This is a genomic window from Enterobacter sp. MG-EB028 (genome assembly GCF_056673305.1).
In genome coordinates this window covers 1,661,115-1,684,456 of record NZ_CP195079.1, presented here as the reverse complement: position 1 = coordinate 1,684,456, position 23,342 = coordinate 1,661,115, and the positions used below count along the sequence as shown (strand labels likewise).

Below are 23,342 nucleotides of genomic sequence, written 5' to 3'. Positions count from 1 at the left end.
TAGTGTGAAAGCTGACAACCCTTTTGATCTTTTACTCCCCGCCGCGATGGCAAAAGTTGCCGAAGAAGCGGGTGTCTATAAAGCAACGAAACACCCGATGAAGACGTTCTATCTGGCGATCACCGCAGGTGTGTTCATCTCAATCGCTTTCGTCTTCTACATCACCGCCACCACCGGTACTGCCGGAATGCCTTTCGGCATAGCTAAACTGATTGGCGGCATTTGCTTCTCACTGGGCCTGATTCTCTGCGTCATCTGCGGCGCCGACCTCTTCACCTCAACGGTGCTGATTGTCGTGGCAAAGGCCAGCGGAAGAATTACCTGGGGTCAACTGGCGCGCAACTGGCTTAACGTCTACGTTGGTAACCTGATTGGCTGTCTGCTCTTTGTTCTGTTGATGTGGCTCTCTGGCGAGTATATGACCGCCAACGGCGGCTGGGGCCTTAACGTCCTGCAGACCGCCGACCACAAAATGCATCACACATTTATCGAAGCCGTTGCTCTCGGCATCCTCGCAAACCTGATGGTCTGCCTGGCGGTCTGGATGAGCTACTCGGGTCGTAGCCTGATGGATAAAGCCATGATTATGGTTCTGCCGGTTGCGATGTTTGTTGCCAGCGGCTTTGAGCACAGTATTGCGAATATGTTCATGATCCCGATGGGGATTGTTATCCGCAACTTTGCAAGCCCGGAGTTCTGGACCGCAGTTGGTTCATCCCCGGAAAGTTTCTCTCACCTGACTATTATGAATTTCATTACTGATAACCTGATCCCCGTCACTATCGGGAACATTATCGGTGGGGGTCTGTTAGTTGGGTTGACATACTGGGTCATTTACCTGCGTGGCGACGATCATCATTGATGGTTTTCTCAGGCAGTAAATAAAAAATCCACTTAAGAAGGTAGGTGTTACATGTCCGAGCTTAATGAAAAGTTAGCCACAGCCTGGGAAGGTTTTGCGAAAGGTGACTGGCAGAATGAAGTAAACGTCCGCGACTTCATTCAGAAAAACTATACCCCGTATGAAGGTGACGAATCCTTCCTGGCTGGCGCAACTGATGCGACCACCAAGCTGTGGGACAGCGTAATGGAAGGCGTTAAACTGGAAAACCGCACTCACGCGCCAGTTGATTTTGACACCTCCGTTGCTTCCACCATCACTTCTCACGATGCTGGCTACATCAACAAAGCCCTTGAGAAAATCGTTGGTCTGCAGACTGAAGCACCACTGAAACGCGCAATCATCCCGTTCGGTGGTATCAAAATGGTTGAAGGTTCCTGCAAAGCGTATAACCGCGAGCTGGACCCAATGCTGAAAAAAATCTTCACCGAATACCGCAAAACCCACAACCAGGGCGTATTCGATGTTTACACCAAAGACATTCTGAACTGCCGTAAATCTGGCGTTCTGACGGGTCTGCCAGATGCATATGGTCGTGGTCGTATCATCGGTGACTACCGTCGCGTTGCGCTGTACGGCATCGACTTCCTGATGAAAGACAAGTACGCGCAGTTTGTTTCCCTGCAGTCCGATCTGGAAAACGGCGTAAACCTGGAAGCGACTATCCGTCTGCGTGAAGAAATTGCTGAACAGCACCGCGCACTGGGTCAGATCAAAGAGATGGCTGCGAAATACGGCTGCGATATCTCTGGTCCTGCAACCAACGCTCAGGAAGCTATCCAGTGGACCTACTTCGGCTACCTGGCTGCGGTTAAGTCTCAGAACGGTGCAGCAATGTCCTTCGGTCGCGTGTCTACCTTCCTGGATGCGTACATCGAACGTGACCTGAAAGCAGGCAAAATCACCGAGCAAGACGCTCAGGAAATGATTGACCACCTGGTCATGAAACTGCGTATGGTTCGCTTCCTGCGTACCCCTGAATACGATGAACTGTTCTCTGGTGACCCAATCTGGGCAACAGAATCAATCGGTGGTATGGGCGTTGACGGCCGTACGCTGGTTACCAAAAACAGCTTCCGCTTCCTGAACACCCTGTACACCATGGGTCCTTCTCCGGAGCCGAACATCACCGTTCTGTGGTCTGAAAAACTGCCTCTGAACTTCAAGAAATTCGCCGCTAAAGTGTCCATCGACACCTCTTCTCTGCAGTACGAGAACGATGACCTGATGCGTCCGGACTTCAACAACGACGATTACGCTATCGCTTGCTGCGTAAGCCCAATGGTTGTTGGTAAACAAATGCAGTTCTTCGGTGCGCGTGCAAACCTGGCGAAAACCATGCTGTACGCTATCAACGGCGGCGTTGATGAAAAACTGAAAATGCAGGTTGGTCCTAAGTCTGAGCCAATCAAAGGTGACGTGCTGAACTATGACGAAGTCATGGAGCGCATGGACCACTTCATGGACTGGCTGGCTAAACAGTACGTCACTGCACTGAACGTTATCCACTACATGCACGACAAGTACAGCTACGAAGCCTCTCTGATGGCGCTGCACGACCGTGACGTTATCCGCACCATGGCGTGTGGTATCGCTGGTCTGTCCGTTGCTGCTGACTCCCTGTCTGCAATCAAATACGCGAAAGTTAAACCAATTCGTGACGAAGACGGCCTGGCCGTAGACTTCGAAATCGAAGGCGAATATCCGCAGTTTGGTAACAACGACGCTCGCGTTGATGACATGGCAGTTGACCTGGTAGAACGTTTCATGAAGAAAATTCAGAAACTGACTACCTACCGTAACGCTATCCCGACTCAGTCTGTTCTGACCATCACCTCTAACGTTGTGTATGGTAAGAAAACCGGTAACACCCCAGACGGTCGTCGTGCTGGCGCGCCATTCGGCCCAGGTGCTAACCCAATGCACGGTCGTGACCAGAAAGGTGCGGTTGCCTCTCTGACCTCCGTTGCTAAACTGCCGTTTGCTTACGCGAAAGATGGTATCTCTTACACCTTCTCTATCGTGCCAAACGCGCTGGGTAAAGACGACGAAGTGCGTAAAACTAACCTCGCGGGTCTGATGGATGGTTACTTCCACCACGAAGCGTCCATCGAAGGTGGTCAGCACCTGAACGTGAACGTAATGAACCGTGAAATGCTGCTCGACGCGATGGAACACCCTGAGAAATATCCTCAGCTGACCATCCGCGTATCTGGCTACGCAGTACGTTTTAACTCCCTGACTAAAGAACAGCAGCAGGACGTTATCACCCGTACTTTCACTCAGTCCATGTAAGTGGAATTGACTGAAATCACGCGTTAAAAAGCGTACAATAAAGGCTCCACGCAAGTGGGGCCTTTTTAACACCCTCGCTTCATCAGTCTCTTTTGTCCGCTATCTATACTCTATGGATAACAGCCAAAACAGACTCGACATAGCCTTTGAGCTGTGCAACTACACAGGCCCCCGGATGGGCCAAATTCGGAGATATCACCGCAATGTCAACTATTGGTCGCATTCACTCCTTTGAATCCTGTGGTACCGTCGATGGCCCGGGGATCCGCTTTATTACCTTTTTCCAGGGCTGCCTGATGCGCTGCCTGTACTGCCATAACCGTGATACCTGGGACACGCACGGCGGTAAAGAAGTCACCGTGGAAGATTTGATGAAAGAGGTGGTGACCTACCGCCACTTTATGAATGCGTCCGGCGGTGGCGTGACCGCGTCCGGCGGTGAAGCTATTCTTCAGGCTGAGTTTGTCCGCGACTGGTTCCGCGCCTGCCGTAAAGAAGGTATTCATACCTGTCTCGACACCAACGGCTTTGTGCGCCGCTACGATCCGGTTATTGATGAACTGCTCGAAGTGACCGATCTGGTGATGCTCGATCTCAAACAGATGAACGATGAGATCCACCAGAATTTGGTTGGCGTTTCTAACCACCGTACGCTGGAGTTTGCCAAATACATTGCCGACAAAGGCATCAAAACCTGGATCCGCTACGTTGTAGTTCCCGGTTGGTCAGATGACGATGATTCCGCGCACCGCCTGGGGGAATTTACCCGCGACATGGGCAATGTCGAGAAAATTGAGCTTCTGCCCTATCACGAGCTGGGTAAACACAAATGGGTGGCGATGGGCGAAGAGTACAAACTCGATGGCGTGAAGCCGCCGAAGAAAGAGACGATGGAGCGCGTGAAAGGTATTCTTGAGCAGTACGGTCACAAGGTCATGTATTAAAGAGAAGGCCCGGTGAGAACCGGGCCTTTTTATATTCTATTTAAAGACGCCGTTAATAACGGAAGTCACAATCGCCGTACTCAGCGCAATTAAGACCAGATCGTCACCCACGACGCGCCATTCATAGCCAGGGTAGGAAGGAAGCTGGCCGAGCATAGACGCTGGCACGGTTTTCTTCGCAATGCCCGGAGGAAGTGGTTTACCGCGGGCGAGGTTTTTTGCAATACCCGGAGGCAGAGACTCATAGCCCGTTAAGCCGTAATTCAGTGCCAGGTGGCGGGCATGATCGAAGCTCACGCGAGCATCAACGTCATTACCGACATCTTTGCTGTTTTTGAAGCTCTTATCCGATTTTCCAGGGTTATCCTTTCCGCTATTTTGCTTATTACCATGGTTACCGGAGTTACCAGAATTCCCGTTACCATGATTGCCGCCATTACCTTGTCCGCCACCGTTTCCGTGACCACCGCCGTTCCCGTTACCAGGATTAGCCATGACCGGAGCCGTTGCAAACGTTAAAGACAACACTACGGCAAGTGCGGTAGTGGAAAAACGACGTATAGACATGATTGTTGCCTTTTAGTGGTAGAACTCATTTGAATTATCGCCAGGCGGGAAAAACAAACAATACGTAAAAGTCTTATATGTGACAGGGATAAAAAAGCCTGTCTATAACAGGCTTTTATTTAATCAGGCGTGAGCCACAGGCGTTGGATGCTCGCCCGCTTTACGCAGCAGCATTAAGAGATAAATAAACGACACGCTGGCGATCATGATAAACAATAAATTATCGGAATAATTCTGCATCAGCATCGCGGTAAACGTCGGCCCTAATAAACTGCCGATAGTATAGCTCAGTAACAGCGCCTGATTCATTGCCACCAGCTGGTGATGTTCAACTTTCTCACAGGCCCAGGCCATCGCGACCGGATAGAGCGTAAAGCCGGCAGCCCCCAGAATAAACAGCGCGGGCGCCATCGCGGCGTTGCTGAGCATGGCGAGGCATCCCATGATCACCACGAAGACCTGAACGCGCAGCACCAGCAGACGACCAAAGCGGTCCGCCAGGCGGCCAATCGGCCACTGACCCACAATACCCGCGCTCACCATCACCGCCATCCAGAAGCCGATTCCGGAATCACTGACCCCCTGATGGTTCAGGTAGAGCGGCATCAGGCCGTAGAGCGAGCCCAGTACAATCCCTGAGATAATGCAGCCGTTAACGCCCAGACGCGCCTGACGGAGTCTCAGCATTGGCCAGACGTGGGTCGCTTCCTGATGTTCGCTGTTTTGGTTCACAATGCGCGTAAAGAGCAGCGGCAGGATCGCCGCCAGCACCATGCCAGTCACCCACGGCAGCACGCTCATCAGGTCGGTTGGCAGCTTGCTGACCATCAGTTGACCCAGCACGGTGCCGACGTAGTAAACCATCATGTAGGCCGCCAGCAGACGTCCGCGGTTGCGGGAGGTGCCGCTGCACATCAGCGCACTTTCAACCACCACCCAAATCATCGCGCAGCCGATACCGGCGATAAAGCGCCACGCCATCCAGCTCCAGAAGCCGACCATCAGGCCCAACCCGGCGCACCCGGCAGCAAAAATCAGCGAGGCCAGATAATAGCTGCGATTAAAGCCGAAGCGCTTAATCAGGCTCCCGGTTAATAACGTGCCCAGCAGGTTCCCGGTGAAAAAGGACGAGCTGACCATACCCACCTGCCAGGTCGGTAAGTTTTCATGGGCGAGCCACAACGGGACGAGCGTGTTTAACACTGCGATCGCCAGGGTCAACAGAAGCAGGCCACAGAGCAACAGGAGCACTGGCCGGGTATAGGTGGTCATGGATTAAAAACCGTGAGGAAGTTCAGATTTCGTGCGCATCATGCCACTGGCAAAAACAAAGTCAATCCACTGATTTAGCTGGCTCGCACAATATGTTCCCTGTCGATTTAAAAAACTTATCCTGCTAATGCAGCGCCTGCTATAGATATTAATTATGTGTCTGTTTTTATTTATTAATGACCGAAATTAAAACAAAACGACAGTCGAAAAATTTCATGATCGAAAAAGAAAAAGCCGGGCACTCAGGCCCGGCTTGATATAACTAAATGCAACGTTAACTGGCGATAGCCATACCAACGGTCATATGCAACTCGTAGAAAATGCCGCGACCAATCAACTCCCCTGCCAGTACCAGCACAAAGGCCAGTGACAGCAGCGGCAGCGCGGGCTGATAACCTTTAAGCTGAGGAGCGATCCAGAATACCAACGCCGCGACCAGCAGAACGATGCGCCAGGCCATCAGAGAACCGTAATCAGGAACCAGGGCGGACGCCTGCTGAATGGAGCTGTGAATAGTTGCCAGCTCAGCCCCCTGCATCAGAGCAACCATCGCACTCACCACCAGCGCCAGCAGCGAAACGGCGGGCAGAAGACGCATTGCCCACCCGTCGATACCCGCCACGCGCAGCAGCAGGTAGCCCAGCAACGGCCCGCCGATAAACATCGTCAGGAAGAAGCTCATCGGCGTCCAGACGCTGTACCAGGTTGGGACGGTATCGATGGTGTTATAGACGCGCACCATCATCCACACGAACACTACTCCCAGCACCATGGTGACGATCAGCCACAGGCTTCGCAGACCCGCAGGCAATTTCTTCATCGCGGCCAGCAGCCAGCCCAGCCCGCCGACGGCAAAGAAAATTGCCCCGCTCGCAATCTCGTTACTGAGGGACGACGCTCCTACGCGGTTCAGAGAGTTAAACGCGCGCATCGGCGAACCCAGGTGCAGCGTGGAGGCGATAAAGCCAATTCCCATCAGCACCCACAGGCCAAACATGCTCAACACCAGACGCTGCTGCTGTTCAGCGTTGAGATCGCCTTTCAACAGCGCCAGCGCGAGTACGATGAAGCCGCCCGCCACGCACTGACCAAAGACAGTGAAGATCATCAGCGGCCATTCATGCCATCCACTTCCCATCTTACACCTCCTTCGGATTTGCCAGGTAGCCGGTGGTGTCACCCGTCGGACGGCTGTTGGCGTTAGGTTTAATGACAATACTCGGCTTCGTGAAGTGCGCTGACGGCAGCGGTGCCACTGCGGCAAGCTGACCGTGTTTTTGTCGCAGCTCTTCAACAGGACCAAAGTCCAGCGCGCGGAGTGGACAGGACTCGACGCAGATGGGTTTCTTACCATCCGCTACGCGGCTGTGGCAGCCGTCGCACTTGGTCATATGCCCTTTGGCGGCGTTGTACTGCGGCGCGCCGTACGGGCACGCCATATGGCAGTAGCGGCAGCCGATGCAGACATCTTCATCCACCACCACAAAACCGTCTTCCCGCTTGTGCATCGCCCCGCTCGGGCAGACCTTGGTGCAGGCCGGATCTTCACAGTGGTTACAGGCAATCGACAGGTAATATGCAAAGACGTTCTGATGCCAGACGCCGTTATCTTCCTGCCAGTCGCCCCCGGCGTATTCGTAGATGCGGCGGAAGCTCACATCCGGAGTAAGATCTTTGTAATCTTTACAGGCCAGCTCGCAGGTTTTGCACCCGGTGCAACGGCTGGAATCAATGAAAAATCCATACTGGGTTGTCATCGGTTACTCCTTAAACCTTTTCAACCTGGACAAGGTTTGTGTGGGATGGGTTGCCCTTCGCCAGCGGCGACGGACGTTGCGTGGTCAGCACGTTAATACTGCCCGCCTGGTCGATGCGGTTGGCATCGGGGCTGTACCAGGCCCCTTCCCCCAGCGCCACCACGCCTGGCATCATGCGCGGCGTCACTTTGGCCTCAATGTGTACCTCGCCGCGACCGTTGAAGATACGCACGCGATCGCCATTGCCGATGCCGCGAGCTTTGGCATCCATCGGGTTGATCCACATCTCCTGACGGCAGGCGGCTTTCAGTACGTCGACGTTGCCGTAGGTGGAGTGCACTCGCGCTTTGTAGTGGAAACCGGTCAGCTGCAGCGGGAATTTCGCCGTCAGCGGATCGTTATAGTTTTCAAAACCAGGCGTGTAGATCGGCAGCGGATCGATAACGTCCCCTTCCGGCAGTTCCCAGGTCGACGCGATTTTTGCCAGCTCTTCGGAGTAGATCTCGATTTTGCCCGATGGCGTGGTCAGCGGATTCGCCTGCGGATCTTCACGGAACGCTTTGTACGCCACGTGGTGCCCTTCCGGATCGCGCTTTTTGTACATACCCTGCTTGCGGAAGGTATCGAAATCCGGCAGGTCAGGGATCGCTTTACGGGAAAGTTCATGCAGATGGCGCATCCACCCTTCCTGAGTACGTCCCTCGGTAAACTGCGGCTCAACGCCAAGACGTTTCGCCAGCTCAGAGGTCATCTCATAGATGGTTTTACACTCGAAGCGCGGTTTAATCGCCTGGTCGGTAAAGATCACGTAGGACATGTTGCCGCAGGAGGCGTCCAGCGCGAAATCCATCTGCTCAGAGGCGGTGCAGTCCGGCAGCAGGATATCGGCATATTTCGCCGAGGAGGTCATGTGGCAGTCAATCACCACAATCATCTCGCACTTCTTGTCATCCTGCAGGATTTCATGGGTGCGGTTGATTTCAGAGTGCTGGTTGATGAGACAGTTACCGGCATAGTTCCAGATCATCTTGATCGGCACGTCCAGCTTGTCCTTGCCGCGCACGCCATCGCGCAGGGCGGTCATTTCCGGGCCGCGTTCGATCGCATCGGTCCACATAAACATGGAGATGCTGGTCTGAACAGGGTTATCCAGCGTCGGCATACGTTCAAACGGCACTTCATAAGAGCCTTCACGCGCGCCGGTGTTTCCGCCGTGAACGCCCACGTTACCCGTCAGAATAGAAAGCATTGAGATGGCACGGGTCGCGATTTCGCCGTTCGCATGACGCTGCGGTCCCCAGCCCTGGCTGATATAGGCCGGTTTGGCTGAGCCAATCTCACGCGCCAGCTGAACGATACGCGCCACCGGAATACCGGTGATGGTGGAGGCCCACTCGGGCGTTTTCGCCACGCCATCGCTGCCCTGACCGAGAATATACGCCTTGTAGTGACCGTTAGCCGGCGCGCTGGCGGGCAGGGTTTTCTCGTCATAGCCGACGCAGTATTTATCCAGGAAAGGCTGATCGACGAGGTTTTCGGTGATCATCACCCACGCCAGCGCGGAAACCAGCGCCGCATCGGTACCCGGACGGATTGGTATCCACTCGTCTTCACGTCCGGCACCGGTGTCGGTATAGCGCGGATCGATGATGATCATGCGAGCATTGGATTTTGCGCGGGCCTGTTCGAGGTAGTAGGTTACCCCGCCGCCGCTCATGCGGGTTTCGCCCGGGTTATTGCCAAACAGCACGACCAGCTTACTGTTTTCGATATCAGACGGGCTGTTGCCGTCCGCCCAGCCGCCGTAGGTATAGTTGAGACCCGCTGCAATCTGCGCGGAAGAGTAGTCGCCGTAGTGGTTGAGATAACCGCCGCAGCAGTTCATCAGGCGCGCCACCAGCGTTTTACCCGGCGGCCAGGAGCGGGTCAGCGTGCCGCCGAGCGTCCCGGTGCCGTAGTTCAGGTAGATGGATTCGTTGCCGTACTCTTTGATAAGGCGCTGCATATTGGTGACGATGATGTCGTAGGCTTCATCCCAGCTAATACGCTCGAACTTCCCTTCCCCACGCTTACCGACGCGCTTCATCGGATACTTCAGGCGGTCCGGATTATACACGCGACGACGCATGGAGCGACCGCGCAGACAGGCGCGAACCTGATGTAACCCTTCGTAGTTATCGTCCCCGGTATTGTCGGTTTCGACATATTTAATTTCACCATCCACTACATGCATACGCAGCGGACAACGGCTACCGCAGTTTACGGTACAGGCACTCCACACCACTTTTTCCGGAGCTGAGGCTGGGGACAGTGCATCTGCCGCCGACGCCAGTCGGGTGAAAGGGAGCGTGAAGGCACTACTGGCTACGGCCAGGCCGCCAATTGCCGTGGTTTTCATCAACCCACGGCGAGTGACCTCGGCAGCCATTAACGCTTCAGGCGCGTTGATTTTCATAAAGACTCACTTTGGTTGCTCACAAAGAAATGAGAGGCGGCATAGACCGCTATATAGTTTTATTTATAACGAATTTCTTCGTTATCAGCTTTTTATGCTGACTTTCATTCGGAGGAGTATTACTACTTTAGAGGGAGAGGTTATTGCTTCGTATCAAATCAAAGGCATAAAAAAAGCGCCCTGAGGCGCTTTTTTGTTTTAAGACAAATTATCAGCCGATGTACTGCTGGCCTTTCATGTATGGACGCAGCACTTCAGGGATCTCGATGCGGCCATCTGCCTGCTGGTAGTTTTCCAGTACGGCAACCAGCGTACGGCCAACGGCCAGACCAGAGCCGTTCAGGGTATGCACCAGACGGGTTTTCTTGTCAGACTTGCTGCGGCAGCGTGCCTGCATGCGGCGCGCCTGGAAATCCCAGACGTTAGAGCAGGAGGAGATCTCACGGTAGGTATTCTGCGCAGGTACCCAGACTTCCAGGTCGAAGGTTTTGCAGGCACCAAAGCCCATGTCACCAGTGCACAGCGCCATACGACGGTACGGCAGCCCCAGCAGCTCCAGCACTTTTTCCGCGTGGCCGGTCATCTCTTCCAGCGCGTCCATGGACTCTTCCGGACGAACGATCTGCACCATCTCAACTTTGTCGAACTGGTGCATACGGATCAGACCGCGCGTGTCACGACCGTAAGAGCCCGCTTCAGAACGGAAGCACGGAGAATGTGCTGTCAGCTTAATTGGCAGGTCATCTTCGTCGATGATCTCATCACGTACGAGGTTGGTCAGCGGTACTTCCGCGGTTGGGATCAGCGCGTAGTTGCTGCTGTCTGCCTCTTCGTCCAGCGGGCGGGTATGGAACAGATCGCCGGCAAATTTCGGCAGCTGGCCCGTGCCGTACAGCGTATCGTGGTTAACCAGATACGGAACGTAGGTTTCGCTGTAGCCATGCTGTTCGGTGTGCAGATCCAGCATGAACTGCGCCAGCGCGCGGTGCAGATGGGCAATCTGGCCTTTCATCACCACGAAGCGAGAACCGGTCAGCTTAACCGCTGCTGCAAAGTCCAGGCCCGCGTGCATTTCGCCCAGCGTCACGTGATCGCGCACCTCGAAGTCGAACTCGCGAGGCGTGCCCCAGCGTTTCACTTCAACGTTGTCGTTCTCGTCTTTGCCGACAGGCACGCTGTCATCAGGAATGTTCGGGATCGCCAGGGCGATATCACGAATTTCGGCCTGAAGAACGTCCAGCTCCGCTTTCGCCTGATCCAGCTCTTCACCCAGTTTGTTCACTTCCAGGCGTAATGGCTCAATATCTTCCCCGCGCGCTTTCGCCTGGCCAATGGATTTCGATCGAGAGTTACGCTCTGCCTGCAGATTTTCAGTTTGTACCTGCAGAACTTTACGACGCTCTTCAAGAGCGCGCAGCTTATCTACATCCAGCTTAAAGCCCCGGCGTGCCAGTTTTTCAGCGACTGCGTCTGGCTCATTACGCAGCAGATTGGGATCGAGCATGCTTATCCTGTGCTTATCGAATTAAAATAGGAAAATGTGACCACAGCCTGCAGCCACAGGGATACTACGCCAACATTACCGCAACGATAGCGCTAACGGTAGCGTTTTATGGGGCTATTTTGATCCTGTCCGGCAAGCCAGGCGAGCTTTTCGCCAATCTTGCCCTCAAGACCTCTGTTTGTGGGGTGATAATAGCGGGTTTGTGCCATTTCCTGCGGGAAATATTCCTCGCCAGCGGCGTAGGCGTTGGGTTCATCATGGGCGTAGCGATACTCCTGCCCGTAACCCATCTCTTTCATCAGTTTGGTTGGCGCATTGCGCAGGTGGACCGGTACATCGTAGTCAGGACGTTCGCGCGCATCCGACATCGCGGCTTTAAATGCGGTATAGACGGCGTTGCTTTTCGGTGCACAGGCCAGATAGACAATCGCCTGGGCAATGGCACGCTCGCCTTCCGCCGGGCCTACGCGGGTAAAGCAGTCCCAGGCCGAGATCGCAACCTGCATGGCGCGCGGGTCGGCATTGCCAACATCTTCTGACGCAATTGCCAGGCAGCGGCGCGCAACATATAGCGGATCGCCACCCGCGGTGATGATACGCGCGTACCAGTACAGCGCTGCATCCGGAGCGCTGCCGCGCACGGACTTATGCAGCGCCGAAATCAGGTCGTAGAAACGGTCGCCTTTATTATCGAAACGCGCGCTGCGCTCCCCGGCAATTTCGGTCAGCAGCTCCTGCTTCAGCACCCGCTTCCCGGCATCATCCACTTCGGCCATATCGGCCATCATTTCCAGCGTGTTTAGCGCCCGACGCGCATCGCCGTTGACCAGCTCCGCAATCGCACGTCGCGTGTCGTCAGGCAGCACGATATCCTGCCCGCCGTAGCCCCGCGCCTTATCCTCCATCGCCTGCGTGAGGACCTTTTCGATATCCTCGGTGGTCAGGGATTTAAGCAAATAAACGCGCGCGCGGGACAGCAGCGCCGAGTTCAGTTCAAACGATGGATTTTCGGTGGTCGCCCCGATGAAGAAGATTGTGCCGTCTTCAATATGCGGCAGGAAGGCATCCTGCTGGCTCTTGTTGAAGCGGTGGACTTCGTCGACAAAGAGAATAGTGCGGCGTCCGGCATTGCGGTTCTGCCGCGCTCGCTCGATCGCCTCGCGGATCTCCTTCACCCCCGACGTCACCGCAGAGATACGCTCAACGTCCGCGTTAGCATACCGGGCGATCACTTCTGCAAGCGTGGTTTTGCCGGTGCCCGGAGGTCCCCAGAGGATCATCGAGTGTAAATGCCCGGCCTCAATGGCGCGCGGCAAGGGTTTCCCCGCAGCCAGCAGATGCTGCTGACCAATATACTGCGCTAAATTTTCTGGCCGCATACGGGCGGCCAGAGGTTGAAACGCGTTATCTGAAAAATCGAGCGACAGATTGCCCACTCATGCCTCTTACTTATTGCGTTGGTCGTCCACCGTTACGCCCTGCGGCGGGGTAAAGGTGAATTTCGATGCGTCAACAGCGCCGTTCTGCTGAGATTTAAGCTGGTAGCTGCTGCGCTGATCGTCTTGCTCAACCGCGCCGAACTGGTTAATGGTACCGTTGGTGCTTACGTTGATGGTGAACTGCTTCAGGTTGCCGTTACTGCCTTTCGGCGTCAGGACAAATTCGTCACCCTTCTGTTTAATATTGTACTGCTGCCAGTCGCTGGCCTGGTTGCGGGCAATCAGCATAAACGGCGTGTTGCTGGTCGCGTCCTTCAGCCAGGTCGCCGTGGCCTGCTCAACGAACGGGTTGAAGAACCACAGGGTTTTACCATCTGACACCAAAATACTTTCATCAGGCTGGGTCATATGCCAGTTAAACAGATTAGGGCGTTTCACCCACAAATCCCCCTGTCCTTCCTGCACCGCGTTGCCGCTGCCGTCTGTCACTTTTTGCGTGAAGCTGGCGTGGAAGCTGCTGACTTTGTCCAGTCGGCTTTTAAGGTCGCTGGCTGCATCAGCCCAGACGCTGCTGGCAACAAAACTGGTGAGTAATGCACAGGCGATGGCGATTTTTTTCATTGTTATTCCTTAAAATACGTCTTCCCGAAATGGGGGTTCCGTCATCTATTCTGGACCTGCCCGCAGGCAGGCGACAGAAGAAAATGCTTAATTTTTGCTGATTTACCCTTCTTTGCAAATGTTGAGGGTTAATCAAACGGCGGCGGAGCCAGCACCTCACGGTTACCGTTGTGCCCCTGCTCGCTCACGATGCCCTGCGCTTCCATCTGCTCGATGATACGTGCCGCGCGGTTATAGCCGATGCGGAACTGACGCTGCACGCCAGAGATGGAGGCTTTACGTTTTTCAGTGACGAAGTTAACCGCCTGATCGAATAACGGATCCAGCTCTTCACCGCCGTCAAAGCCACCGCCGCCACCTTCGCTTTCGCTGTCGGAGGTAATACCGTCAACGTACTGCGGACGTCCGCGCGCTTTCCAGTCCTGCACCACCGCGTGTACTTCCTGGTCGCGAACGAACGCACCGTGTACGCGCACCGGTGAGGTGGAGTTCGGGCCGGAGTACAGCATGTCCCCCATTCCCAGCAGAGACTCAGCGCCGCCCTGGTCGAGAATGGTACGGGAGTCAATTTTGCTCGAAACGGTAAACGCGATACGAGTCGGTATGTTCGCCTTAATCAGGCCGGTGATAACATCCACGGACGGACGCTGGGTCGCCAGCACCAGGTGAATACCTGCCGCACGCGCTTTCTGTGCCAGACGCGCGATCAGCTCTTCCACTTTCTTACCGACGGTCATCATCAGGTCGGCGAATTCATCCACCAGCACGACGATATAAGGCAGTTTCTCCAGCACCGGATGCTGTGCATCCATACTGTCACCCGGTTTCCAGTAAGGATCCGGGATTGGACGGCCCATGCGCGCCGCCTCGGCGATTTTCTCGTTATAGCCGGCCAGGTTACGCACGCCCAGCGCAGACATCAGCTTGTAGCGGCGCTCCATCTCGTTGACGCTCCAGCGCAGGGCGTTGGCGGCGTCTTTCATGTCGGTGACCACTTCCGTCAGCAGATGCGGAATGCCTTCGTAGACCGACAGTTCGAGCATTTTCGGGTCGATCATGATGAAACGCACATCTTCCGGCTGCGCTTTGTAGAGCATGCTGAGGATCATGGCGTTCACACCGACGGACTTACCGGAACCGGTGGTACCCGCTACCAGCAGGTGAGGCATTTTCGCGAGGTCAGCCACCACCGGGTCGCCGGCGATATCTTTACCCAACACTACGGTCAGCGGGGATGGGTTATCGCGGAACTTGGTGTTATCCAGCACTTCGCGCAGGTAAACGGTCTGACGTTTCTTATTCGGCAGCTCAAGGCCAACGTACGGTTTACCCGGAATCACTTCCACCACACGTACCGCAACGGTCGACAGAGAACGCGCCAGATCGCGGGACAGGTTAGAAATGCGCGCGGCTTTGACGCCCGGCGCCAGGTTAAGTTCGAAACGGGTAATAACCGGGCCCGGTGAGTAATTCACCACGTCCGCCTTGATGCGGAAGTCTGCCAGACGGGCTTCCACCAGACGGGCCATCTGCTCCAGAGCAAACGTATCAACCGGCTCGACTTCAGCCGGCGGCGGCGTCAGCAGATCCAGCGACGGCAGCGGCGTGCTCGGACGCTGCAGCGGACGGCTGTCACCGTTACGCATCAGCAGCGGGTGAATCAGGCTCTCCTGAGGCTGTGGCGCTGGCTGCTGGAACTGCGGCGGCTGTTGTTGCGGCTGCTGCGGTTGCGCATACGGCTGCTGAACAGGTTGCTGCGGCTGCGCGTATGTCTGTGCCTGCGGCGCCGGCTGCTGGCGCACAGGCTCTGCTTCAGGCATCACGCTCGGGGTGAACAGAGGCTCGCTCGGACCATCATCCACCAGATCTTTCATTGGTGAGAACTCGAAATCCGATAATGAGAACGGGTTCGCGCCAGCAGGCTGTTCACCGGAGTAACGTTGCTGCTGGGTTGCCGCAAACTGACGCGCTAATTCGGCTTCAGCCGCGTCATCTTCGTCTTCCAGCATCGGTTCATCGTGCTGATAGGCTTCACCGTAGCGCTGATTCTGCTGCGCGGCGAACTGGCGGGCCAGTTCGTCCTGCTGCATTTCATCGGCATCATCTTCATAGTCCGTCTCACGCGCTTTTTCTTCGGCCATCCGCTGGGAAGGCAGCTTGATACCATAGGAGGCAAGCTCACGTCGGGTTGGAACGCGGACGCGGTTAGGGCGAGGCAGTTGGGGACCAATTCCCTCTTTCACCTGCGGACGCGGCGCACCGCCCGTTGCCAGGCTAAATACCGGTGCTGCCGCCGCTGAGGCCGCAGAAGCCTGCTTCACGCTTTCCGCTACGGGGGCAACAGCAGGCGTCGGGTCGACCGGCGGAACCGAAACTGAAGGTGCCTTTGTAACCGGCTCCTGCACCGGTTCAGGCACAGGCTGATACCATGCCGCCAGCTGTTCGCGTTCACGAGCCCGGCGTTCTTCAACTTCTTCAAAATAGTACATTGGCGGACGAGACGGTTTCACCTCTTCCACCACCTCAGGTTCAGGCTGAGGCTCCACATAAGGCTGCGTGGGTTCAACCGGTTCAGGGGCATGCGCCTGATAAGGCTGGGCCGCAGGCTGCTCATAGTGCTGCGGTTCATACTCAGGTTGCGGCGGCTGATAAGGCTGCTGCCACTGCTCCTGCTGCACAGGGACATAGCTCTCTGGTTCAGGCGCGATAACGGGCTCCGGCGTGTGGACACCCGGTGCGGTCTGCCAGGCAACCTGAGGCTGCTGGATAACGGATTCCGGTGGTGGAACCGGCGCGGATGGCATCACGGCTTCGACAGGGGCGGCATACGCCTGTGCTGCGGTCGTTGCTGCTGCGGCTGCGGCAACCGGCGCGGTAACGGTATGCCCGTTAAGCAGCGGATCGTATTCATCGAAATCACCCGGCATCGCACGGTTGCCGGAGAAAAGCACATCATCTGGATCTACTGCGCTACCCGCTGCGCGGTACTCAACCTGCTCATCTTCATCCATACGCTTACCGGAGAAGAGCGCCGCATCGGTTTTGCGTCCAAGCGGGTTAGCAAATTTTTCAGCAACGCGCTGGCGACGCGCCAGGGCACCGCGCAGAATACGAGCACGACGAGATTCACGACGCTGCACCGGAACATCGTCTTCCTCTTCGTACTCATCTTCATATTCTTCTTCATCGACCCACGTGTCGTCGCGGCGGGTACGGTTGCTGGCGAAGGTCAGGATCGTAAGAATAAAGCTGCCGATCTTCTCGGCAATGCTCACCCATGACCAGCCGGTAAACAGCGTCAGCCCTGCCGCCCAGATGCAGAGCAGCGCCAGCGTGCCGCCGCTACTGTGAAGCATCGGCTGTAGCGCAGAGCTCAGCAGGCTGCCAATTACCCCGCCGGAGGCGAAGTACCAGATATCATCGGCGTTAATCGCCGCCAGCCCGCAGGAGGTGAGGATCAGCGCCAGCGCGCCAATCAGGCGCAGGGAAACCGCGAAATAATCGATGTAATCATCGTTCTGACGATGACGCCATGCAAACCAGCATCCGCCAATAATAATGACGGGAATGGTGTAGGCCATTACACCGAAAATGAAAAAGAGCGTGTCCGCAAGCCAGGCTCCGGGTACGCCGCCTAAATTATGGATAGGCTCATGCCACGCGGTTTGCGACCAGCTGGGATCGGAAGGGTTGAAACTGAGTAAGGCTGCCATCAGCCAGACGGCAAAAAGGGCAATAACGATCAGCAAAGCCTCGAGAAGACGACGTCCGCTGCTTAGCTTCGATAGTGTGACTTCTTTGTCTTCAGTGTATTCCTGGCTCAAGAAAGGCTCTCCAGGTATCAGGCATATCCTGCCTGTTTGCTAAAACGGACAACAGCGCCGGGGCTCCCCGGCACTGTTGCTGTATGGATTAACAGGAGTGTAATCAAACTACGCTGATTTTGCACCTGTTCCGTGTTAGCGCGTCTTAATAACCAGACGATTGCTCTGTTTGACCTCTTCCATTACCACATAGGTACGGGTGTCGTTCACGCCTGGCAGACGCAGCAGGGTTTCCCCCAGCAGCTTACGATAGGCGGACATATCAGGCACACGGGTTTTCAACAGGTAGTCGAAATCACCGGACACCAGATGACATTCTTGAATTTCTTCAAGTTTTTGTACAGCGGCGTTAAATTGCTCAAACACATCCGGCGCACCACGATTCAGAGTAATCTCAACAAATACCAGAAGTGAGGCATCCAGATAATGCGGGTTCAGCAGAGCCGTATAGCCCTGAATAAAACCCTGTCTTTCCAGTCGGCGCACACGCTCAAGGCACGGCGTCGGGGAAAGTCCCACACGTTTTGAAAGCTCGACGTTGGAAATACGCCCATCCTTTTGCAATTCATTAAGAATGTTACGATCGATACGGTCGAGATCTTTGCCAGGGCGCTTCTTGCTATCTACCATTATTATTGTCTCTCTGTATTCCTTCCCTACTCCTGCCTGGACCCTGTGCACATCACTGTTCAGAGCCTGTACCCGTTAGTCATCACATCGCCTGGTTATGTATTAGACGCGATGCGGATTCGGGTTCTGTTGGTAAGAAGACCGCTGCCCGAAGGCTGTCACCGACATCACGTATGGCGTCTGTCCACGCCATGCGTAGATTTCACTGACACGGTAAAAATGGCATTTACGTGCATGCCTATGCGGCATACGGTTAACGCGGTTTTTTTTCTTCCTTGAATGTTTTCGCAAATGCGCAGGGGATTGTCAAAGCAAAACATCGTTTTTTAGTACAAGATGCCGGATATTCATTACGGGGGGGTATTAATCCTCATTTTACTGCCTTATAAACGAGCGGTTTTAAGTAGAAAACGTGATGTAACGGCGCAAGATTCATCGGGCGCAGCTATTGCATATATCGAAAGCAAAATCCCAGCGCTCTTTTTTTACGGCAACAAATTCCCTACAATCCAGCCCATTGCCTGCCAACAACAATGGGGATCTCATGGGCACGACCAAACACAGTAAGTTGCTAATCCTTGGTTCTGGACCTGCGGGATATACCGCGGCGGTCTATGCTGCACGCGCAAACCTGCAGCCGGTACTGATCACTGGCATGGAAAAAGGCGGTCAGTTGACCACCACCACGGAAGTGGAAAACTGGCCGGGCGACCCGAACGACCTGACCGGGCCGCTGCTGATGGAACGCATGCACGAGCATGCTGCTAAGTTCGAAACCGAAATCCTGTTCGACCACATCAACAAGGTTGACCTGCAGAACCGTCCGTTCCGCCTGACGGGCGACAGCGGCGAATACACCTGCGACGCGCTGATCGTCGCTACCGGGGCCTCTGCCCGCTACCTCGGCCTGCCGTCTGAAGAAGCGTTCAAAGGCCGCGGCGTCTCTGCCTGCGCCACCTGCGACGGTTTCTTCTATCGTAACCAGAAAGTCGCGGTTATCGGCGGCGGCAACACCGCGGTGGAAGAAGCGCTTTACCTGGCGAACATTGCCTCTGAAGTGCATCTGATCCACCGTCGTGACACCTTCCGCGCCGAGAAGATCCTGATTAAGCGCCTGATGGATAAAGTGGCGAGCGGCAACATCGTGCTGCACACCAACCGTACCCTGGAAGAAGTCACGGGCGATCAGATGGGCGTTGCGGGTCTGCGCATTCGTGATACCCAGAACACCGATAACGTCGAAACGCTGGAGGTGGCGGGTCTGTTTGTGGCTATCGGCCACAGCCCGAATACCGCGATCTTCGAAGGCCAGCTGGAGCTGGAAAACGGGTACATCAAAGTGCAGTCCGGCAGCCACGGTAACGCGACCCAGACAAGCATCCCGGGCGTGTTCGCTGCCGGTGACGTAATGGACCATATTTACCGTCAGGCGATCACCTCTGCGGGCACCGGCTGTATGGCCGCGCTGGACGCTGAACGCTATCTCGATGGACTGGCTGAACAAGGTAAATAATCTTTACAAGTCAGTAACAAACGTAAATAAAGGCGGCCACAGGTCGCCTTTATTTTTGCTCGCGTGTAACATGCAGATGTCTAATTTCTTATAACGTCACCTGCAAAATACGCAATGGAAAAAACCCGTCAACAAGAGTTAACACGCTGGCTGAAACAGCAAAGCGTTATTTCCCGCCGCTGGCTTACGATCTCCCGTCTTTTGGGGTTCGTTAGCGGTCTGTTGATTGTTGCCCAGGCATGGCTGCTGGCCCGCATTCTTAATCACATGATCATGGAGAACATTCCCCGCGAAGCGCTCCTGCTGCCCTTTATTGTTCTGATCCTGGTTTTTGTCCTGCGCGCCTGGGTGGTGTGGCTGCGTGAGCGCGTCGGCTTCCACGCCGGACAGCATATCCGCTACGAGATCCGCCGTCAGGTGCTGGATCGCCTTCAGGAAGCCGGGCCCGCGTGGATCCAGGGTAAACCGGCCGGAAGCTGGGCGACGCTGATCCTTGAGCAGATTGACGATATGCACGATTACTACGCGCGCTATCTTCCGCAGATGGCGCTGGCGGTTTTTGTTCCGCTGCTGATTGTTATCGCCATTTTCCCCGTCAACTGGGTGGCGGCAGTGATCCTGCTGGGCACCGCCCCGCTGATCCCGCTGTTTATGGCGATGGTCGGCATGGGTGCGGCTGATGCCAACCGCCGCAACTTCCTGGCATTGGGCAGGCTGAGCGGACATTTCCTCGATCGCCTGCGCGGGATGGAAACCCTGCGTATTTTTGGTCGCGGTGAAGCGGAAACCGAGAATATTCGCCTGGCATCACAGGACTTCCGCCAGCGCACGATGGAGGTGTTACGCCTGGCGTTCCTGTCTTCCGGCGTGCTGGAATTCTTTACCTCGCTGTCGATTGCGCTGGTGGCGGTTTACTTCGGCTTCTCCTATCTTGGCGCGCTGGATTTCGGCCACTACGGCACTGCGGTGACCCTCTCAGCCGGTTTCCTTGCGTTGATCCTGGCTCCGGAGTTTTTCCAGCCGCTTCGCGACCTGGGGACCTTCTATCATGCCAAAGCGCAGGCCGTTGGCGCGGCCGACAGTCTGAAAACCTTCCTGGAGACGCCGCTGGCGCACCCGGAGCGCGGTGACGTGACGCTGAATGCTAAAGACCCCGTGACCATTGAAGCGCAGGACTTTTCCATTCTGTCACCTGAAGGCAAAGTGCTCGCGGGTCCGCTGAACTTTACCCTGCCAGCCGGAAAACGCGTGGTGCTGGTCGGCACCAGCGGTTCAGGGAAAAGTTCTCTGCTGAATGCGCTATCCGGTTTTATGGCCTACACCGGTTCGCTGCGGATAAACAAAGCTGAACTGCGTAATCTCGATCCCGACGCCTGGCGCAAGCAGCTCAGTTGGGTCGGACAAAACCCGCAGCTTCCTGCCTCCACGCTGCGCGAAAACGTGCTCCTGGCGCGCCCGGATGCCCGTGAAGATGAACTACAGTCCGTTCTCGACCGCGCCTGGGTCAGCGAGTTTCTGCCGCTGCTCCCGCAAGGAGTTGATACCGTGGTCGGCGACCAGTCCTCCGGGCTGTCAGTCGGACAGGCGCAGCGTGTGGCCGTTGCCCGCGCGCTGCTTAACCCGTGCCAACTGATGCTGCTGGATGAGCCCGCTGCCAGCCTGGATGCCCACAGCGAACAGCGCGTCATGGCGGCCCTGAACGCCGCATCCCGGCAGCAAACCACCCTGATGGTCACCCATCAACTGGAAGGCATTACCGACTGGGACCAGATCTGGGTCATGGAGAACGGCCGAATTGTTGAGCAAGGCGATTACGCCGCTCTCGTTGCCGCGCAGGGGCCGTTCGCCGCCCTGCTGGCGAACCGTCAGGAGGACATCTGATGCGTGCTCTGCTGCCTTATCTTGCGCTCTATAAACGCCACAAATGGATGCTGACGCTGGGGATCGTGCTGGCGATTGTGACGCTGCTCGCCAGCATCGGCCTGCTCACGCTTTCAGGCTGGTTCCTGTCGGCCTCCGCCGTCGCAGGGTTCGCCGGATTATACAGCTTCAACTATATGCTGCCGGCGGCAGGCGTGCGGGGTACCGCCATTACCCGAACTGCCGGACGCTATTTCGAGCGGCTGGTCAGCCACGACGCGACGTTCCGTGTTCTGCAGCACCTGCGCATTTACACCTTCAGCAAACTGCTGCCCCTCTCCCCTTCCGGGCTGGCGCGTTTTCGTCAGGGTGAGTTACTTAACCGTGTCGTTGCGGATGTCGACACACTGGACCACCTTTACCTGCGGGTGATCTCCCCGATAGTGGGCGCGTTTGTGGTGATTGTAGTGGTCACGCTGGGGCTGTCCGTTATGGATGTTCCCGTTGCGCTGACGCTGGGTGGAATTATGCTGCTGACGCTCCTTATTCTGCCGCCGCTGTTTTATCGCGCCGGGAAATCCACCGGGGAAAACCTGACGCGTCTGCGCGGGGATTATCGCCAGCAGCTGACCTCCTGGCTTCAGGGGCAGGCAGAGCTGACTATTTTTGGTGCCAGCAAGCGCTACCGCGCCCGACTGGAAAATACGGAGCTGAACTGGCATGACGCCCAGCGCCGTCAATCTGAACTGACGGCCTTCTCGCAGGCGCTGATGGTGTTAATCGGCGGCGTGGCGGTGATCGCCATGCTGTGGCTGGCTTCCGGCGGGATTGGCGGTAATACCCAGCCAGGCCCTCTAATTGCGCTCTTCGTTTTCTGCGCGCTGGCCGCTTTTGAGGCACTGGCCCCGGTGACGGGCGCCTTCCAGCATCTTGGACAGGTGATCGCCTCTGCCCTGCGCATCACCCAGATTGCCGAGCAGGAGCCTGAAGTCAGGTTCAGCGCAGCACAAACCGCCGTGCCTGAGCAGGTGGCGCTGAAGCTTGATAACGTGGCCTTCGCCTATGACAAGCAGGCCCAGAACGCGCTGGACGGTATCAACCTTTCTGTTAATGCAGGGCAGCGGATGGCGATCCTCGGCCGTACCGGCTGCGGTAAGTCGACGCTGCTGCAGCTGCTGACGCGGGCCTGGGATCCGCAGCGCGGTCAGATTCGTTTTAATAATACGCTGCTGACCGATTTCAGCGAGCAGGCCCTGCGCAAGACCGTGAGCGTCGTTCCACAGCGCGTGCATCTGTTTAGCGCCACCCTGCGCGATAACCTGCTGCTGGCCGCGCCAGAGGCTTCGGACGATGATCTTCGCGCCGTACTGGAGCAGGTCGGACTGCAAAAGCTGCTTGAGGACGAAGGTCTCAACAGTTGGCTGGGCGAAGGCGGTCGTCAGCTTTCCGGCGGAGAGCTACGCCGTCTGGCCATTGCGCGCGCGCTGCTGCATGATGCGCCGCTGATGCTGCTCGACGAACCGACAGAAGGGCTTGATGCGACAACCGAGAGTCAAATCCTTGATTTGCTGGCGAACGTGATGGCAGGAAAAACCGTCCTGATGGTGACGCACCGCCTGCGCGGGCTGGCAAGTTTTGATCGGATAATTGTGATGGACAACGGGCACATTATTGAGCAAGGTAGTCACGCAGAGCTGTTGGCGAAACAGGGTCGCTACTATCAGTTCAAACAGCGTCTGTAGACTATATTTGTAGCGTCC

Annotated in this window: 16 protein-coding genes; 6 read left to right on the top strand and 10 right to left on the bottom strand. The window is 55.9% G+C overall.

From position 1 onward, the window contains the following. The first annotated feature begins 4 nt into the window (after window positions 1–4). The 3 genes from focA (at window position 5) to pflA (ending at window position 4,140) form a co-directional block, all read left to right on the top strand. The gene (focA, locus tag ACR42C_RS07915) at window positions 5–862 is read left to right on the top strand and encodes a formate transporter FocA (protein WP_162874957.1); all 858 of its coding nucleotides are present in this window, start codon (window positions 5–7) and stop codon (window positions 860–862) included. Window positions 863–913: 51 nt separating this feature from the next. Continuing rightward, window positions 914–3,196 carry a formate C-acetyltransferase gene (gene pflB / locus ACR42C_RS07910; protein WP_023338210.1) on the top strand — a complete coding sequence of 761 codons (2,283 nt, stop codon included), beginning with the start codon at window positions 914–916 and terminating at the stop codon, window positions 3,194–3,196. A gap of 203 nt (window positions 3,197–3,399) precedes the next feature. After that, complete coding sequence (gene pflA, locus ACR42C_RS07905; RefSeq protein ID WP_014883212.1) at window positions 3,400–4,140, top strand: pyruvate formate lyase 1-activating protein; 741 nt, start codon at window positions 3,400–3,402, stop codon at window positions 4,138–4,140. A gap of 36 nt (window positions 4,141–4,176) precedes the next feature. Here the strand turns inward: pflA and ACR42C_RS07900 are convergent, their stop codons facing one another. The 10 genes from ACR42C_RS07900 to lrp form a co-directional block, all read right to left on the bottom strand. Further along, window positions 4,177–4,707 (bottom strand): anti-virulence regulator CigR family protein, encoded by a 531-nt coding sequence (locus tag ACR42C_RS07900; protein ID WP_061098704.1) that lies wholly within the window; start codon window positions 4,705–4,707, stop codon window positions 4,177–4,179. 123 nt (window positions 4,708–4,830) lie between these two features. After that, on the bottom strand, window positions 4,831–5,979 hold the full coding sequence (locus tag ACR42C_RS07895; RefSeq protein ID WP_049136505.1) for an MFS transporter: 1,149 nt from the start codon (window positions 5,977–5,979) through the stop codon (window positions 4,831–4,833). A 274-nt stretch (window positions 5,980–6,253) separates the two neighbouring features. Continuing rightward, a complete protein-coding gene (locus tag ACR42C_RS07890; RefSeq protein WP_316380044.1) occupies window positions 6,254–7,117 on the bottom strand; it encodes a dimethyl sulfoxide reductase anchor subunit family protein in 864 nt (287 codons plus the stop codon). Window position 7,118: 1 nt separating this feature from the next. Next, a complete protein-coding gene (locus ACR42C_RS07885) occupies window positions 7,119–7,736 on the bottom strand; it encodes a DMSO/selenate family reductase complex B subunit (RefSeq protein WP_116340970.1) in 618 nt (205 codons plus the stop codon). Window positions 7,737–7,746: 10 nt separating this feature from the next. Next, on the bottom strand, window positions 7,747–10,191 hold the full coding sequence (gene dmsA / locus ACR42C_RS07880) for a dimethylsulfoxide reductase subunit A (protein ID WP_479984981.1): 2,445 nt from the start codon (window positions 10,189–10,191) through the stop codon (window positions 7,747–7,749). 211 nt (window positions 10,192–10,402) lie between these two features. After that, window positions 10,403–11,695: a serine--tRNA ligase gene (gene serS / locus ACR42C_RS07875; RefSeq protein WP_008499983.1), complete on the bottom strand. Its 1,293-nt coding sequence runs from the start codon at window positions 11,693–11,695 to the stop codon at window positions 10,403–10,405. Between the two features lie 92 nt (window positions 11,696–11,787). Further along, on the bottom strand, window positions 11,788–13,131 hold the full coding sequence (rarA, locus tag ACR42C_RS07870) for a replication-associated recombination protein RarA (protein WP_163328579.1): 1,344 nt from the start codon (window positions 13,129–13,131) through the stop codon (window positions 11,788–11,790). A gap of 9 nt (window positions 13,132–13,140) precedes the next feature. Then, on the bottom strand, window positions 13,141–13,755 hold the full coding sequence (gene lolA / locus ACR42C_RS07865) for an outer membrane lipoprotein periplasmic chaperone LolA (RefSeq protein WP_116340976.1): 615 nt from the start codon (window positions 13,753–13,755) through the stop codon (window positions 13,141–13,143). 128 nt (window positions 13,756–13,883) lie between these two features. Further along, window positions 13,884–17,579, bottom strand: a complete 3,696-nt coding sequence (locus ACR42C_RS07860) for a DNA translocase FtsK 4TM domain-containing protein (protein ID WP_320720187.1) — start codon at window positions 17,577–17,579, stop codon at window positions 13,884–13,886. A gap of 135 nt (window positions 17,580–17,714) precedes the next feature. Further along, complete coding sequence (gene lrp, locus ACR42C_RS07855; RefSeq protein ID WP_000228469.1) at window positions 17,715–18,209, bottom strand: leucine-responsive transcriptional regulator Lrp; 495 nt, start codon at window positions 18,207–18,209, stop codon at window positions 17,715–17,717. Window positions 18,210–18,753: 544 nt separating this feature from the next. Between lrp and trxB the strand changes: the two genes are divergently transcribed. The 3 genes from trxB (at window position 18,754) to cydC (ending at window position 23,324) form a co-directional block, all read left to right on the top strand. Continuing rightward, window positions 18,754–19,722: a thioredoxin-disulfide reductase gene (trxB, locus tag ACR42C_RS07850; RefSeq protein WP_116340982.1), complete on the top strand. Its 969-nt coding sequence runs from the start codon at window positions 18,754–18,756 to the stop codon at window positions 19,720–19,722. Between the two features lie 114 nt (window positions 19,723–19,836). Beyond that, a complete protein-coding gene (cydD, locus tag ACR42C_RS07845; protein WP_479984980.1) occupies window positions 19,837–21,603 on the top strand; it encodes a heme ABC transporter permease/ATP-binding protein CydD in 1,767 nt (588 codons plus the stop codon). Beyond that, window positions 21,603–23,324 (top strand): heme ABC transporter ATP-binding protein/permease CydC, encoded by a 1,722-nt coding sequence (gene cydC, locus ACR42C_RS07840; RefSeq protein ID WP_479984979.1) that lies wholly within the window; start codon window positions 21,603–21,605, stop codon window positions 23,322–23,324. The genes cydD and cydC overlap by 1 nt, the downstream gene beginning before the upstream one ends. Window positions 23,325–23,342: the final 18 nt, after the last annotated feature.